At 38.5% G+C, this 16,778-nt stretch carries 12 protein-coding genes; 4 read left to right on the plus strand and 8 right to left on the minus strand.

The window, feature by feature from the left end; genetic code table 11:
• Positions 1 to 4,275, minus strand: a 4,275-nt coding sequence (locus GN157_RS10760; protein WP_157483406.1) for a choice-of-anchor L domain-containing protein, incomplete at its 3' end; no start/stop codon positions are given.
• Positions 4,276 to 4,562: 287 nt separating this feature from the next.
• Here GN157_RS10760 and GN157_RS10765 point away from each other — a divergent pair.
• The gene (locus GN157_RS10765; RefSeq protein ID WP_157483407.1) at positions 4,563 to 5,462 is read left to right on the plus strand and encodes a NifU family protein; all 900 of its coding nucleotides are present in this window, start codon (positions 4,563 to 4,565) and stop codon (positions 5,460 to 5,462) included.
• A gap of 285 nt (positions 5,463 to 5,747) precedes the next feature.
• Positions 5,748 to 7,937: a M3 family metallopeptidase gene (locus tag GN157_RS10770; protein ID WP_157483408.1), complete on the plus strand. Its 2,190-nt coding sequence runs from the start codon at positions 5,748 to 5,750 to the stop codon at positions 7,935 to 7,937.
• 46 nt (positions 7,938 to 7,983) lie between these two features.
• On the opposite strand, the gene GN157_RS10775 is transcribed toward GN157_RS10770, so the two are convergent.
• The 4 genes from GN157_RS10775 to GN157_RS10790 all read right to left on the minus strand — a co-directional run bounded on the left by GN157_RS10775 (position 7,984) and on the right by GN157_RS10790 (position 12,043).
• Positions 7,984 to 8,904, minus strand: coding sequence for a pseudouridine synthase (locus GN157_RS10775; protein ID WP_157483409.1), 921 nt, complete (start codon positions 8,902 to 8,904; stop codon positions 7,984 to 7,986).
• Positions 8,905 to 8,929: 25 nt separating this feature from the next.
• The gene (locus GN157_RS10780; RefSeq protein ID WP_157483410.1) at positions 8,930 to 9,850 is read right to left on the minus strand and encodes a geranylgeranylglycerol-phosphate geranylgeranyltransferase; all 921 of its coding nucleotides are present in this window, start codon (positions 9,848 to 9,850) and stop codon (positions 8,930 to 8,932) included.
• A gap of 111 nt (positions 9,851 to 9,961) precedes the next feature.
• Positions 9,962 to 10,900 (minus strand): mevalonate kinase family protein, encoded by a 939-nt coding sequence (locus GN157_RS10785; protein WP_035135972.1) that lies wholly within the window; start codon positions 10,898 to 10,900, stop codon positions 9,962 to 9,964.
• A gap of 57 nt (positions 10,901 to 10,957) precedes the next feature.
• Entirely contained in the window at positions 10,958 to 12,043 is a 1,086-nt protein-coding gene (locus GN157_RS10790) for a diphosphomevalonate/mevalonate 3,5-bisphosphate decarboxylase family protein (RefSeq protein ID WP_157483411.1), read from the minus strand.
• An 87-nt stretch (positions 12,044 to 12,130) separates the two neighbouring features.
• Here GN157_RS10790 and GN157_RS10795 point away from each other — a divergent pair, with 87 nt between their 5' ends.
• Positions 12,131 to 12,607 (plus strand): TspO/MBR family protein, encoded by a 477-nt coding sequence (locus GN157_RS10795; RefSeq protein WP_157483412.1) that lies wholly within the window; start codon positions 12,131 to 12,133, stop codon positions 12,605 to 12,607.
• A gap of 129 nt (positions 12,608 to 12,736) precedes the next feature.
• Here GN157_RS10795 and GN157_RS10800 read toward each other — a convergent pair whose 3' ends face one another.
• The 3 genes from GN157_RS10800 to GN157_RS10810 form a co-directional block, all read right to left on the minus strand.
• The gene (locus GN157_RS10800) at positions 12,737 to 14,209 is read right to left on the minus strand and encodes a nicotinate phosphoribosyltransferase (RefSeq protein ID WP_157483413.1); all 1,473 of its coding nucleotides are present in this window, start codon (positions 14,207 to 14,209) and stop codon (positions 12,737 to 12,739) included.
• Positions 14,206 to 15,033: a ribose-phosphate diphosphokinase gene (gene prs, locus GN157_RS10805; RefSeq protein ID WP_157483414.1), complete on the minus strand. Its 828-nt coding sequence runs from the start codon at positions 15,031 to 15,033 to the stop codon at positions 14,206 to 14,208. The genes GN157_RS10800 and prs overlap by 4 nt, the downstream gene beginning before the upstream one ends.
• A 65-nt stretch (positions 15,034 to 15,098) precedes the next feature.
• Complete coding sequence (locus GN157_RS10810) at positions 15,099 to 15,782, minus strand: NUDIX hydrolase (protein WP_157483415.1); 684 nt, start codon at positions 15,780 to 15,782, stop codon at positions 15,099 to 15,101.
• Positions 15,783 to 15,973: 191 nt separating this feature from the next.
• On the opposite strand from GN157_RS10810, the gene GN157_RS10815 reads away from it, so the two are divergent.
• Positions 15,974 to 16,669 (plus strand): DUF4397 domain-containing protein, encoded by a 696-nt coding sequence (locus GN157_RS10815; RefSeq protein WP_157483416.1) that lies wholly within the window; start codon positions 15,974 to 15,976, stop codon positions 16,667 to 16,669.
• Positions 16,670 to 16,778: the final 109 nt, after the last annotated feature.

Genomic DNA, 16,778 nt, shown 5'->3' on the forward strand with positions numbered 1-16,778 from the left:
ATCTACATTACCACCGGTGATTTCTGTGTCTTTTGTAGTTAAATCAAACTCCTCAATACCATCGTTAGCATCAGGGTCCGTCTGGTCACACTGAACGTAGTTCGTGATTGGGGATGAAATCGTTGGTAGGGGATGAATCACAACCTCAAAACTATCTTCATTATCACATGTATATGGAGCTGTACCTGAAACAGCGTACACATATACTGTTTGAGAAACAGCAATAACGTCTCCAGCATTAAGCTGAGTTCCTGTTCCGGAAGGACCTGTAAAATAGGAACCTATAGTTAAGGCTGGTAAAATATACCCATCATTAATACATGCCTCATACGGGGCTGTAGGAAGAATGACTTCAGGTATAGGGGTAACAATAAGTTCCAAAGGAACTATATTATAAGCCTCCTCAAGTACTATATGTTGTACTCGTATATAAACTATCTCATTTGTTCCTGAATAGTTTACAGGGTCTGCAATTTCAGTTCCTGCTACAGCAGCCTCTGCATCACCTTCACTATTATAATACGTTATTACATAGTCTTCAGGTGAAACAAGGTTAGCAGTAACCTGATCTTCATATTGAGTAAGATCAAATATTTCAACATTGTCATAAGGTTGTGGCTCACAAACTGCAATTGGATCAAGAGGATCAATTGGTACATCACAATCTACAACCTCTAACTGGAATTCTCTTAAAGTATAACAGTTATTAGCAGGCGACTGTACGGTTACATAAATTGTTTGACCGGTAGTCCCTTCATAGGCCGAAGGATCAAATATATAGTTATTAGCATCTATATCCTCAAGTGATTCATAATAATAAATGTAATAGAATTGTAATGATGGATAACCATCAGCCATTACATCGGTATTCTGTGTAAGATCAAAAGTTTGAGTAGGAGCAGTGATATCTCCACATTGAATTAAATCAATAGGATCGTTCATATCAACCTCCGGCTGGAATTCAATTCTCACAGAGTCTTCAAGAAAACAATCAGGACTGGAAACAAACGAAGCCTGTAAAGTATAAACTCCCGGTTCTGTAACCGTTAATGAGTCTGTAGTTACGGGTTGTCCTTCCTCATCCAAAACAAGCTCTCCATTCCTTTCCCACTGGTAGTTGAAAGCCCCTGTAGAATCGTCATTAACAGCACTAATTACCACAGAACCTCCAGGACAAAGTGCTCCACCGTTAGCCAGGGTAAGGTCATCAGGTAATACCGGCTGCCCAATATTAAAACTACCTGCCTCAAGAAATACTGCAGAGTTCCATGAGTTATCATTAGCATTGGATATTGCCAGTTTAATAGAATACGGATGATCTGGTATTACCGTAGCCGAAGCCTGCATTACTACAGTTTGTCCGTTAAAGTTAATAGCAGCTGTAGGCGCATCATCATCTATATTGTATTGCCCAAAAAAATCAGGATTTGCTGCACCACAGATATTATTGAAAAGGTGAATAGTGGTTACCGAAACGTTTACAGGCGGATCTGTACCCGGCACTACCGCTAGATTAGTCTCTTCTCCCGAAACTAAGTCAGTTAAAATAAAAGCAAAAACATCAGTGTAGGTACACTCAAAGCCGGGATCACTATACTCTTCTGAAGCAAAAAGGAAATTAAAAGTAAAACTATCTGATAACGGCACAAAATCAAACGAAATGGAAGTAGCATCATAAGACGTATCATCTGGATCATCCATATAAGGTAAAAGATCATCGTCTCCAGCCCATCCATATGCACCTCCATTACTTAAAAGGATATCATTAGGACCTCCAATCCCTCTCTCACTATTCTGAAAATCTGGATTAGTAAAACCAACGGCCCTTCCAGAGGTCAATACTACCCCATTTTGTATAGGAAAATCAGCATTGTTTGATTCAAAGTAAGCAATACCGTTACTTTGTTGTCCATAAGTAACCCCAGTACTCCAGGTAATATTATCTACCTCAACACAGTCAACATCTATAAGTACATCTTTAACCAGTTCGGGTACTGTATACAGATTGGTACTAGGAACCACAAAAATAGATCCCGGCTGATCAATATCTGTACAGGTTGGACAACCAGGAACAGGATCAGGAGTATCACTGGTTACAGAGACCACGTTTTGAAGCGGCCCAACTGTTGAATGATAATTTTCAGGTATATTAACGATAACCTCATACACTACAGATTCACCTGCTGGAAGAACCGGTATAGTATTATTAAGGTTACCTGTTCCACTAACTTCGTTACCCGTCCAAGTCATAAGAGTAACCTGATACGGCTTTTGGTCATAAACTACAACATTAATCGCATCACTAGGACCCGGATTAGTTACCGTAATAGTATAAATGGTTTGTGTATTTGAAACATATGTAGTTTGACCGTTAGTTTTAACAGCCATAAGGTTTGCTAATGGATTTGGTGTTGCTGTATGAATACAATCAGGACAATCAGGGTTTGGATCCGGAGTATCGCTGGTAACCACCACTTCATTTACAATATTTGCAGCTTGGTCAAAATTACTTGGAACAGGCATTACCAACTGATAGGTAACAACATCACCAACAGCTAATGTTGCAACAACATCTGTAAGGTTTCCTGTACCACTGGTACCATTACTTCCTGTCCAGGTAACCGTAGCAGGATCTATACCTGCCGGAATAACATCAGAAACATTTATGTTTTGAGCCTCAGTAGGCCCCATATTTTCTACTGTAATAGTGTAAACTGCATCTAAACCTGCAGTATATGTAGTTCCTGAATTAAGTGTTTTAGTAACTACTAAATCTGCTAAAGGAGTATCACTATCCGTATCAGCACATGCATCGCACGAAGGGTCAGGATCTGGAGTATCGCTAGTCACTGTTGTTTCACTTGTAAGCAGCCCGGTATAACCCGCAGGAACATCAAGTGTTATTGTATAAGTCACTGTCTCTCCTGCTGCCAGAGATGCAATTGTATCGGCTAAATCAGTATTAGTACCCGATGTACCATTATCTCCCGTCCATGAGAAGTTTGTTATTCCTGCCGGAATAGCATTATTAACCTGAACGTTTGCAGCAGCCGTAGGCCCATTATTAGTTACTGTTACCGTATAAACAGAAGACGAGCCCGGAGTATACATCTCCTGCCCGTTTGTATTTACTACCACTATATCGGCTGAAGCCGTCTCATAATCTGTATCCGAACATAGCGGACAAGTACCATCTGTATCAGGACTCGTTGTTGTAACAACAGTACTAACTGTAAAATCACCTGTAAAGGCTGCCGGAACATCTACCGTTACCGTGTAGGTAACTGTATCACCTACTGCAAGCGTTCCAATAGAATCGGTCAAATCTGCTATTGTACCAGATGAACCATTATCCCCAACCCAAGCCACAGTAGCCACCGTAGCAGGCACAAAAAAAGCAACTTCCACGTTATCTGCATCAACAGTACCGTTATTAGAAACCGTAATTGTATAAACTGAAGGTGTACCTGCAGTATACACATCCTGTCCGTCAGTATTAACTACTACTATGTCTGCACCTGTATCAGGGTAATCTATATCTGTACACTGCTCACATGTAGGTGTAGGGTCGTCTACACCACTATAACTAAATGTACTTGCAATAGCATTGGTATAACCCGCAGGTACATCAAGTGTTATTGTATAAGTCACTGTAGACCCTACCGGAAGTGAAGCTATTGTATCATTAAGGTTTACATCTGTACCCGAAGAACCATTATCACCAACCCACGAAAAACCGGTAATACCGGCAGGGATTAGATTTTGCACTTCAACATTAGCTGCATCTTCAGGACCGTTATTTGTTACGGTTACAGTATACACCGATTGTGTACCGGCCGTATAATTAGTTTGTCCGTTTGTGTTTACAACCTCAATATCCGAATGGGAATCATAAGTCACCTGAACATCATCAAGCTCATCTGTAAATTCACTTGGAAACTTAATATTAATAGTGTAACTAACAGTCTGGTTAACCCCTAGTGTAAGGATTGTAGTATCAAGGTCAACATTTGTACCCGATGTACCATTACTTCCTGTCCACCAAAATCTGATATACCCGTTAGGTATAGGCAAAAGCCCGGGAGGAATAGCATAGTACACATGTACATTTGAAGCCGAATCAGGACCATTATTGGTTACCGTTAGCGTAAACGTAAGCACCTCACCCTCTGTATATTCATTAGTAGGGTTCGTACTGTAAACGACTATATCCGACTGTGCATAGGTCGTTAATGTTACCAGGAACAAAAACGCAGTTAGTAGTAGTCTAATCATATAGCAAATTTTATGAATGATTCAAATAGTATTAATACAAATAAAAACACTTTAAAAAAGTGTTAGGGAAAACAAAAAATCAAATATACTTATTCAATAAAAACTTAACGGTTAAAATTTGAAAAATCACAAAATTCATCAAAATTTCAACAAATATTAACTTAAAACCTCTATGAAACAAGTATAATACTGCTTTTAATGTAACAAGCCCACTTATTTTTACCCTACCCTCTGTATTTTCTTTTTTGTAATTGTTTGTACCTTTGCATCCTAAACTTCTGATAAACATGGAAAAAATAACTATAAAACCCACACAAAACGCTGCAATTCTAAAATTTGAGTTCAGTGATTTTATCGCAAAAAGCGGCAACTTTGAATACAAGAATATCGATGAGACAGCATCGTCTCCACTGGCAAAGCAATTATTCTTCCTTCCGTTTGTAAAAACAATTTACATATCGGGAAATTTTATTGCTATCGAAAAATACTCAATAGTTGAATGGGATGATGTACAGGACGACGTAGCATCGCAAATTGAAGAATTTGTAAATAACGGCGGAGAAATCGTTAAGGAGAGTACCGAAGCACAAAAAAAAGTACCATCTACAGTATATGTAGAAAGTACTCCAAACCCGGCAGTTTTAAAATTTGTATCGAACAAAAGACTTACCAAAACTCCGGCAGAATTTAAAAACATAGACGAAACACTTGCATCACCATTAGCTAAGGAACTATTTAAATTTCCTTTTGTTAAGGAAGTATTTATTGACGAGAACTACATATCTGTCACTAAGTATGCTGTTACCGAATGGGATGAGATTACAGCAGAAATCCGTTCTTTCATAAAGGTGTTTATTGAAGAAGGTAAAACAGTTATCGATGAGTCTTTAATTCAAAAAACTCCACAAAACGAAAAACAACAGGAAGCTTATTTTGATTCACTGGATGTTACTTCTCAACGTATCATTAATATACTGGAAGAATATGTCAAACCTGCTGTAGCAGGAGACGGTGGTAATATTGCTTTTGATTCTTATGACGAAAAAGAAAAACGTGTCAAAGTAATATTACAAGGTGCCTGTAGCGGATGTCCTTCATCAACCTTTACCCTTAAAAGCGGTATTGAAAATATGCTGAAGGATATGCTTAACGATCACGATATTAAAGTTGAAGCACTAAATGCTTAATAAAAAATCCCGGAGACTCCGGGATTTTTTTTGTTTTTACTCTTTACCTCTTCTTGCTTAATCTGATTCATTGGCTCTTATACCCCAAATCCCATTATTAAATAGTAGTCTTTTAAATTAATATCAAAAGTATTACTCTTAAAATGAACCTAAACTTTCAGTATAAAACTACAAAGAGATAGAGTTATAAGTAAAAACGACTAAAAATTTAACTTGACATTAATAATTGTTGCTTGGTATAGCAATTTAAAATAACTTTACTTCTGTCTAGAAAAGCATTCATTCATGAATAGGAAATCACTTTTATTTTTAAGCATAACCACCAGTATACTTATGTCATGCCAGAGAGAGAACAGAGCGGAAACCATTGGAGATAACAATCCGCTTCTTGCCGTATATGAGACACCTTATGAAGTTCCACCGTTTGACCTTATAGAAAACAGGCATTTTAAGCCTGCCGTTATGGAGGCCATTGCATTGCAGCAAAACGAAATTGAAGCTATTGCAAACAATAGTTCTCAAGCCAACTTTAGCAATACAATTGAAGCGCTAGAAAACTCAGGAAACCTTTTAAGGAGGGTTACTACTGTTTTTTATAACCTAAGTTCGGCAAACACTAACGATACCATACAGGCACTGGCTCAGGAAATTGCTCCCGAGCTGGCTAAAAACAATGATAACATTTACCTTAACGAAAAGCTGTTTCAAAGAATACAAACCGTATGGGACACTCAGTTAAAACTGAAACTTAACGGGGAGCAAACCAAACTGCTTGAAACCAAATACAAAGCTTTTATAAGAAATGGGGCTGCCTTAAACCAAAGCGACAAGGAAAGACTTAGAAAGATAAACGAAGAACTATCAATACTATCACTAAAATTTGGTGATAATGTACTGGCAGAAAACAACTCATACGAACTGGTTGTTGAACACAAAAAAGACCTTGCCGGATTACCGGAAGAACTAATTATTGCTACAGCCGAAGAAGCCGAGGCTAAAGATAAAAAAGGGAAATGGGTGTTTACACTTCATAACTCAAGTGTAATGCCATTCCTTCAGTATGCCGAAAACAGGGAACTGAGAAAAAAAATATGGAATGCTTACCAGCGCCGTGGTGATAACGGCGACAAATATGACAACAGGAGTAATGTGGTACAACTGGTAAACCTGAGAATGGAGAAAGCCAAACTGTTAGGTTATAAAAGCCATGCAGATTACATTCTGGAAGAAAGAATGGCCAAAACACCTGAAAGTGTATACAAACTGCTGGACCAAATATGGGAGCCGGCACTTAAAAAGGCTAAAGAAGAAGAAGCCGACATTAAAAAAATGATGGTTGCCGATGGCATTAAAGATAATGTGCAGCCTTATGACTGGAGGTATTATACCGAGAAGATAAGAAAACAACGCTACGACCTTAACGAGCAGGAACTGAAACCTTACTTTAGTCTTGACAACGTTAGGGAAGGCATCTTTATGGTAGCCAAAAATTTATACGGACTCCAGTTTGAACAACTTACAGATGTACCTGTATACCACAAAGATGTTACCGCATGGAAAGTAAGCGATAACATGGGTAATCATGTTGGTGTACTGTACATGGATTTCTTCCCTAGGAGTTCTAAAAGAGGCGGCGCATGGATGACATCATACAGAAAAGAAAAAATGGAAGGCGGCAACCGTGTTGCTCCAATAATCTCTATAGTATGTAACTTCTCTAAGCCGGTAGGCAATAACCCTGCCCTGCTTACTTTTGATGAAACTACTACTTTTTTCCATGAGTTTGGACATGCCTTACACGGATTACTTTCTAACGTAACTTATGAAAGCCTATCGGGAACCAGTGTGTATACTGATTTTGTTGAATTACCTTCACAAATCATGGAAAACTGGGCTGCCGAACCGGAAGTATTAAAAATGTATGCTAAGCATTACAAAACCGGCGAAGTGATTCCTGATGAGCTTATAGAAAAACTACAGCAGGCCGCAACATTCGATCAGGGGTTTGCTACAGTAGAATACCTGGCAGCTTCTTACCTTGATATGGATTACCACTCTCTAACCGAACCGTTAAACCAAAACGTAGTACCGTTTGAAGAGGAATCAATGAACAAAATAGGATTACCAAGCGCTATAATACCACGTTACAGGAGTACTTACTTCAACCATATTTTTAGCGGCGGATATTCGGCAGGGTATTACAGCTATATATGGTCGGGTGTATTAGATACCGATGCGTTTGAAGCCTTTAAGAGTACTTCTCTTTTTGATGAGAAAACTGCAAGGTCATTCAAAATGAACATACTTGAAAGAGGTGGTACTGCCGACCCGATGATACTGTACAAACAGTTTAGGGGTGCAGAACCTTCTATAGAACCATTACTTAGAAAACGCGGACTGGACGGCAACAAACAACCTGCTCAAAAAGCAGAGTTTAATGTAAAGCCGGACGACGAAAATTTAGATGAGTTTTAGTAAAACTGAACTATCATAAAAAAAGCCCTGCAATGCAGGGCTTTTTTTATTTTATATTTTTAAGGTTTATAATTTCCTGTTCTGTAAGGAATCTCCAAATACCTCTTGGTAAATTCTTTTTGGTTAACCCGGCATAAGAAACACGGTCTACTTTAAGCACATCATAATTAAACTTCTCAAAAATAGCCCTAACTACCTTCACGTTTTGTGTTCTTAGTTTTATACCTATTTCTGTTTTTGGCTGATTCTCGATATAGCTTATTTCGTCAATCATAAGCCTGTGGTTATCTAAAGTAACACCACCTGCTATCTTTTCAAAATCTTCAAACTTAAGGTTACGGTCTAACGATACCTGATAGATTTTGAATGACTTTTGGTTAGGTAAGCTAAACTTACGAATCATATCGGTATCATTCGTAAATATAAGCAGTCCTGTAGTATTTTTATCCATCCTGCCCACTGGCTGTATATTAGCTTTTGTAGCCATACGAACCAGCTCCATAACATTACGCATATCTTTACCCTCATCACCCGATGTGGCAAAGTTTTTAGGTTTGTTAAGCAGTAAGTATTCTTTTTTCTCCGGTGTGATGGTCGTACCGTCAAACTCAACCTTATCGTTAAGTTTTACTTTGTAGCCCATTTCGGTAACTACCTGACCGTTTACTTTTACATTACCCGAACTGATGTATAAATCGGCATCCCTGCGCGAACACATCCCTGAGTTTGAAATATATTTATTTAAACGAAGCTCATCTGAAGGCTTAGTAGCCTTAGGTGTAGCCGGTGTTTTTTTCTCAAATTTATCGTAAGGCTTACTGCCGTATGGCTTTTTATTACCAAAGCCCGGCTTATCAAATGATGGTTTTCCGCTATTGCTTCCCGGACGCGAATTATTACCGCCCGTTTTCTTCCTGTCATTGCCCCCCTTACCGGATGCATTGCCTCTCCTGTTATTGTTATTCATCTGATTATTTTTTGCAAAGATAGAATTAAATCACTGATAAAAGCTTCCTGCCGTGAACTAAAACAGAAGGATCTATAAGTACGATACAGAAAACCCCCGAAACAATGAGGAATTTAAGTACGTTGTGTAACAGTAGGTAGTCTTCATGCGTTTGGGATTTCCATAGTTTCAAAAGGAAATAAACAATAAAAATCATCCCTCCGTAAAAGTAAAGATCCATGTACCCTACATCATACACCTCTATTAAAAGAAACACAGGAATAACGGTTAAAAGCGTAAGCCCCATAATAATGTATTTAGCCGCTTTCTCTCCATATAAAACCGGGATTGTTTTATAGTCGGCAACCAAATCGCCTTTTATATTCTCCAGGTCTTTAATTATTTCACGCGTAAGTATAAGCAGGTACAAAAAAGTAGCATGGGCAAAAATTACCTCATAAAAATTCTTGAAATACATTAGTATACCAAAAAAGGGAAGTACAGCAAGCAAAGCTGCCGTAAGGTTACCTATCACAGCATATTTTTTAAGCTTGTGCGAATAAAACCATATCAAGAAAATATAACCCGAGAAAAAGAACGCCGCACGCCATGATACCACAAATGCAATAAGGGTTGCCAGTATGTTAAGGGAAAAATAAACCTTCAGTTTAGTTTGCTGGCTCACCAGCCTGTCCAGCATTGACTTTTTAGGGCGGTTAATAAGGTCCTTCTGGGCATCATAAAAGTTATTGATAATATAGCCCGATGCTATTGTTAGCGTGGATGCCAACACTATAAGGAATAGGTTTAAATCCAGTATAACATCAAGGGCACGCTCGTTAGGAGCCAGTATAAATATAGCCGACAGGTATTGTGCCAGTGCTATTACCGGTATATTATAACCACGCACCACAGAAAACAAGCTGAGAATTTTCATCAGAGTTAATCTTGCTTTCCTTGACGCCATAATTATTTATTGGTTTTTATATTAAACTTACTTAAAGATGCAAATATCGCTTCAATATGTAAATATAAAAACGTAAAGATTTACTTATAAAGATTTTAGCATTTTTTTGGTTTAAAACTGATAAACCACTTCAAGCTTGTGTCCTTTTAGGGATTCTTTAGCCTTGTCTATGTTTTCGGTAAAACCAAGTATGTAACCTCCTCCACCTGACCCGCAAAGTTTCAGGTAGTAGTCGTTTGATTCAATACCTTTTTGCCATAACTCATGGAATCCTTCCGGAATCATAGGCTTAAAGTTATTGAATACCACTTTGGAAAGTTCTTTTGTATTGTTGATAAGCGATTTTACATCGCCGTGTAAGAAGTTTTCAATACAGGCATCAGTATACTTAAGGAACTGTGTTTTGATCATATTACGGAAACCTTTATCCTTTAAGCTTTCCATAAAAATCTGCACCATTGGTGCGGTTTCCTTAACTATACCCGAATCCAGTAAAAATACCGCTCCCTTACCTTCAAGGTTTTGCATCGGGATTCCGGTAGCCTCAACATTATCATGAGAATTGATTAGTATAGGCAGGCTCAGGTAGCTGTTTAACGGATCTAACCCTGAGCTTGTACCATGGAAATACGATTCCATTTTACTGAATATCTTTTTAAGCTGCATTAGCTTTTCACGGGTTAGGTTTTCCAGTACCGTGATTTTATCGTTGGCATACTGGTCGTAAATCGCTGCCACTAATGCACCGCTACTCCCTATACCATATCCCTGCGGGATACTTGAGTCAAAATACAGTCCCGCCTCAACATTACGGTTTAGGCTTTCAATATCAAAAGTAACCAGCCCCGGTTCTTCCTGCTGCATCTCTTCAAGATAAGCAACAAAGCCCCTAAGCTTCTCATTCGATTTTTTCGCTAGTTCAGTATCGGTATCAGTAAGCCTTAACCCTCCGTTATAAAAGTTATAAGGAATAGCAAGCCCCTTAGAGCCCTTGTTGATACCATGTTCTCCAAAAAGAAGTATTTTCGAATAAAATAAAGGTCCTTTCATAAGGATGTATTTTTATTAAAGATAATTAAAAAACCACAGATTTCCTAAAATATTGCCTTAAGCTATCTGTTGTGCTCCATTACCAATTTCGTCGCAAATGTACTGACTGTTTTGACAATAGGCAACTAATTCATTCTTAATAAATTCCAAAACTTTAACTTTATCGTTTTCAGGATACAGCACATGCACATTAGCACCTGCATCCAGCGTAAAGCATACAGGAATATTGGTTTCATTTCTAAACTTCCATATCCTGTTTATAATTTCGAGCGTGTTAGGTTTCATCAGTATAAAATATGGCATCGATGTCATCATCATACTGTGTAGCGTTAACGCTTCGCTTTCGGTTATTTTTATAAAAGCATCAAGATCTCCGGTTACTAAAGCATCTTTAAGCTTTGAAAGGTTTTCATGTGCCTGGGCAAAACGCTGCTGTGCAAACGGATGACCATGCATAAGCTCGTGCCCTACAGTGCTCGAAACCTGTTTTTCTCCCTTATCTACCAGCAGGATGGTATCCTGATAGTTTTTAAAGTTATTGTGTAATACATACGGAAATTCAACCCCATACAGATTTGTGCTTTCGGCAAAATCACGATGCTCACCCCATACTACCACATTACCTTTTACACTCCTGCAGGCACTCCCCGACCCTAAACGGGCAAGAAAAGAAGCCTTAGCATAAAAATAGGCATCGTCCATTTGAGGGTTTAACTGCTTCTCTAAACTCATAAAGTTCATGGCAAGGGCTGCCATACCTGAGGCAGATGAAGCTATACCCGAACTGTGCGGAAAAGTGTTTTGGGTATCGATAACAAAATGATACTCTTTTAAAAACGGAAGATACTGCTCTGTTCTTTGCAGGAACTTTTCAATTTTAGGACGGAAATCGGGCTTTGGCTGACCTTCAAAAAGCAAATCGAAAGAAAAAGTACCGTTGTTTTCCTTTTTCTCAAATTTCAGCTTAGTGATTGTTTTGCAGTTATTAAGTGTAAAACTTACCGACGGGTTAGCCGGTATTTGGTTCTCCTTTTTACCCCAGTATTTAACAAGAGCTATATTACTGGGAGCACTCCATTCAAAATTGCCGTTTTGTACAAAAGAAGTATAGTTTACAGGAATAAAATCCTTTTCCGATAGCATATCATAAAATTTATGCAAAGATAGCTTTTTATGGAAATATATTTTTTCTGTTTTATTAACTTTGGGTGCGAACCAACCAAAAATACCATGAATCGAATCGGAAAAATTATTCTGCTGGTCTTTCTATGCCTCGCCGTAGGTTATCTGGCATCTATTGTAACCCGCGAAAGTGTTGACACCTGGTACCCCACACTGGAGAAACCTTCGTTTAATCCGCCCAACTGGCTTTTTATGCCTGTATGGACGTTTTTATATGTTATAATAGGTGTAGCAGGAGCCTTGGTTTGGGATAAACTGGACGAAAAAGAAGAAACCGTTAAAAAAGGTCTTACCTACTTTTTTATCCAACTGGCACTTAACATGCTGTGGTCCTATTTGTTTTTCGGGCTTAAAAATCCGTTACTGGCACTTATAGAGATTATATTGCTCTGGCTGTTTATCTATGAAACCATAGCCCAGTTTAACAAAGTAAACAAAGTAGCAACTTACCTGTTCATTCCCTACATGCTTTGGGTAAGCTTTGCAGCTATACTTAACGCCTCCATTTGGTGGCTTAATAAATAAAATAAAGGCTGTCTTAAAATCATTAATCACACTGTTTTTTGACGACAGGAAAAATCTCAGGCTTATTGACCTGAGATTGTTCATTTCACTGCGTTACATTCAGAATGACATTTTAAGACAGCCTTTTTATTATATGGCATCAATAGCGGTTTTTGCTTTTACGCGTTCCCTTATCTCTGCCAGTGTTGTTTCTTTTAGCAATTTCCCATCTCTGAAAACTTCTTTAAGTTCTCCGGTTTTTTCTTCCTCCCTGCTTACCTGGTCTTTTAAAATATATTTCCCGTCTGCAAGTTCTATTTTCATAAGCCCTTTAGCCGATTTTTTAGTTCCGTCGTCAGTTACAGGATCTTTAAATATCTCCCTGCCTTCTCCGTTTACTTCTCCATAGGTTGCTTTCATTGCAAAACCAAAGGTATCCCTGGTATTGTACTGATAGGTAAATGACCCTATACCCAATACTACATTAGTAGAGGCAAATCCTTTTTGTTTAAGCCTTTCACAAATTTCGGCAGCCCTTTCCAGCGTAATACTATCACCATAAATAGCACCTATTTGCGGTATCAGTTCTTTATAACCTTTACTGTTTACAGTACCGCCAAAAATATCCCAAAGCAGGTCAACCACTCCTTTTCTTTCGGCTTCGGTTGTACCGTTAGGGTTACCGCATAAAATATCGGCAGGATCACCACTATCAGGTCTTACAACCACTTTACCTTCCCTGTTATCTATTTCGTTTTTAAGTCTTGGCAGGTAGTCCTGAAGCACTTTCCATAAATCCCAGGTATCAGACACTATAGACACTATACCTTTAGGATACACCTCACATATCAGCCTTTTAAAAGTTTCATATTCTCCTTCATTGGTACCCATACACATTACAGAATGTTCGGTAGCAGCGACAGACCCACCGATAAGTTCTTTATCTGAATCGGCATTATAGTACTCTTCAAGGAAATCAATTGCCGGAATGGTATCGGTACCCGTAAAGCTAAGCAGGTGCCCTGCAGCAGAAGTTACCGCAGCTTCAACACCACCCATACCTCTCATAGAGAAGTCATGCCCCTGCCAGTTAACCAGCTCTTCAAGAGTAGACGTTTCGGCAGCATACCTGTCCAGTATCTTCCTATACTCCCTTGCTATTGTAGCCGAATTACATGGCAACCATACCACAGCAGAAAGCAGGGTTTCAAAATAATTGGTTAGCCAGAAAAACTCGGGCATTGTATTGTACATAGTAAACATAGGCACACGAAGCGGAACAGAAGCTCCTTCGGGTAATGCTTTAAACACCATAGGAATGTAACCCAAATCGTGCAGCGCCTCTATATGGGCAGTACCTACCTGATTTTCCCCCAGGTAATTGTTTATTCTCCTTGCATATTTTTTTGCCACCTCTTCTTTTGGCTTCCCAAAAAAGTACTGGTTAAAATCTTCTATAACATATTTTTTAATAAAATACTGTAACCCGAAAAATACTACCTCATCTACAGCCTGTATTCTTGATTTTCTTGGTGTCCAGTTAGAGTATACCATTGTTGTTCCCTGTGGGTACTGTCTTCTGTGGTCTACTTTATAGCCGTCTGTTAATAATAATGGGTTCATAGCGCTAGTTTTATTTGTTCAACATTAGGGTTATCAATATCGGTGAAAGAGTCGGTAGTAAATATTTTGGTAAAGGCATCGCCAAACACCTCAAATCCTTTACTGAAAATACCGTGACTTACTGCCAAATATAGTCTTCCGGCATTTTTCTCTTTTAGTGCCTGTGCCAGTCCTGTAAAAGTACCTCCGCCGTCACAAATATCATCTACAATAAGGCAGTCGGCTCCGGTAAGATCATCATGGTACACTTTAAATCCTGAAAGTTTCCCTGTTTTTACATCCCTGCTCTTACTGCACTCCACTACCTCAACACCGCCAAGGTATTCCGACAGTTTATACACTTTTTTAAGCGCACCGCCATCGGGAGAAATCAGTTTTACATCATTCCCAATCCTGTTTATCACCTCTTTTATATAGGCATGGTTTGATATTACCTCACAGTTATTTAAAAGTGCCGGAGTAACATCAGAATGCGGATCGAATACCATTACTTTATCAAAATGCATGTTATTGATAATATCGGCATATACTTTTACCGTTAACGGCTCTCCTGCTACCATTAACCTGTCCTGGCGTGCTGCCGGAAAATAAGGAATAAAGAGATTAAGCCTGCTTACTCCCATTCTTTGAAGGGCATCTGCGGCAACAGAAAGCAGTCCTAAGTCATTAAACGATTTAATGCGTTGCGTGATGGTCACGGTTTGATTAACGTCAAAATCGGGCTCAATTTTAATGTGTGGTTCTCCGCCATAAAAGGTAAAAGCTTTAAAGCTTATTTCCTTACCTGCAAGCGGACTAAAGGTGTTGTCTAAATTAAGTATCATATTTGCGTTATTTTTACACAAAGTTATAGAAGTAAAATTTCCTGACAAAATATTTTGTGTAATTTTTACGCAAATTTTATTTCAAACAGAAATCCTTCTTTTTCAAGGGTCTTGTATTTTTTACTGTTAAAACGGAAAAGTCGTGCCGGACGGCCTGTTTTCTTTTCGGCAAACCTGTCGGTCTCTTCAACAATATCAAAGCTTAATATTTTTTTCCTGAAGTTACGCCTGTCTATCTCCTTTTCTAAAATAGTACAGTACAGGTTTTCAAGGTCTGAGAAAAGAAACTCTTTAGGTAATAAATCAAATCCAACCGGTTGATAGGTAAGTTTGGATTTAAGCCTTTCAATAGCAGTTTGCAGGATAAGGTTATGATCAAAGGCCAACTGTGGCACTTCCTTAATAGGAAGCCACTGGACTTTATCGGCATCGGTATCGGCTTTTATATTGGTTTTGGAAGAATCTATCAAAGCAAAATAAGCAACAGATATTACCCTGTCTCTCGAATCCCTGTGCAAATCATCACCAAAGGTATACAGCTGTTCCATGTAGTTAACCTCAACATTGGTTTCTTCCTTCAGTTCGCGGGTCACAGCATCCATAAGCGACTCGTCGTCTTTAACGAGCCCTCCCGGTAAGGCCCAATAGGCTTTTTGCCCTGCAAATTTTTGCTGTATTAGTAATACATACAATGTATTTTGCTGATACCCGAAAACTACTGCATCGACTGCTACCTTTATATCCTGCATATCTTTATTGTATTATTTACACAAAGCTACAAAATATACCACTATATTAAAATCATGTTAAAACAGAAGGCTTTAACACCAGCAATACGCAACCTTACTAAAGCATAAGCGTCTAATTAATAAACTAAACTACTATATACCATAGCCTTACCCTGAAAAATATTATCTTAGGTTAAATAAATTGTGTGATTATGAAAGCGAAATTTTTAAAATCCCTACTGCTACTTCTTCCGGTTTTAGCTTTTATAGGCTGTAATACGGATGACAATTATTACTACTACTATCCCGACCCAAATGTGTCGCTGGGGATGATTGCGAATGCCAGCCCCGACTCCGGTGATTTGTTTTTTTATGCCGATGCCAACAGTATAAACAGTTCGGCTTTAAACTATCCAAATGCTGCCGGCTACTATAACTTTTATTTAGGTGACCGTACCTTCAGTATACAGGATGCCGCAGGTAACGAACTCGCCACTGTAGACAAAACTCTTGAAGCCGGTACATTTTTTAGTGTATTTGCCGTAAATACTTTTGCTAATATAGAACTGGTGGTATATGATGATGTATTAGAGTATCCTTCTACCGCCGATAAATCGATGGTACGTTTTATTAATCTCTCACCCGATGCTCCTGCAATAGGCGTTAACCTACAGGATAATGAACTGGCAAGTGGTATTGAATTTAAACAGGCAACTGATTTTATTGAGATTGACAGCGGCACCCATACTCTTACTTTTACCAACCCAAGCGGAGAAGTACTGTATACTTATGCTGATGTTAACTTTACACCTAAAAGCATTTATACCATTTACACCAAAGGCTACGTTACCCCGCCCGATGGCAGTAATGACAGCTTTAGTACCAGGAGAATAAGAAACTGGAACTAACTTAAACATTAATCATTGAGTCGTCCTAAAATAGGTTGACAATTTTTACAATAAAATTTATATTAACCAGTCAGTATTTGCTGACTGGTTTTTTCATGTATAAAATTAG

It is taken from the genome of Flavobacterium rakeshii (genome assembly GCF_009741375.1).
Classification (GTDB): Bacteria; Bacteroidota; Bacteroidia; order Flavobacteriales; family Flavobacteriaceae; genus Flavobacterium; species Flavobacterium rakeshii.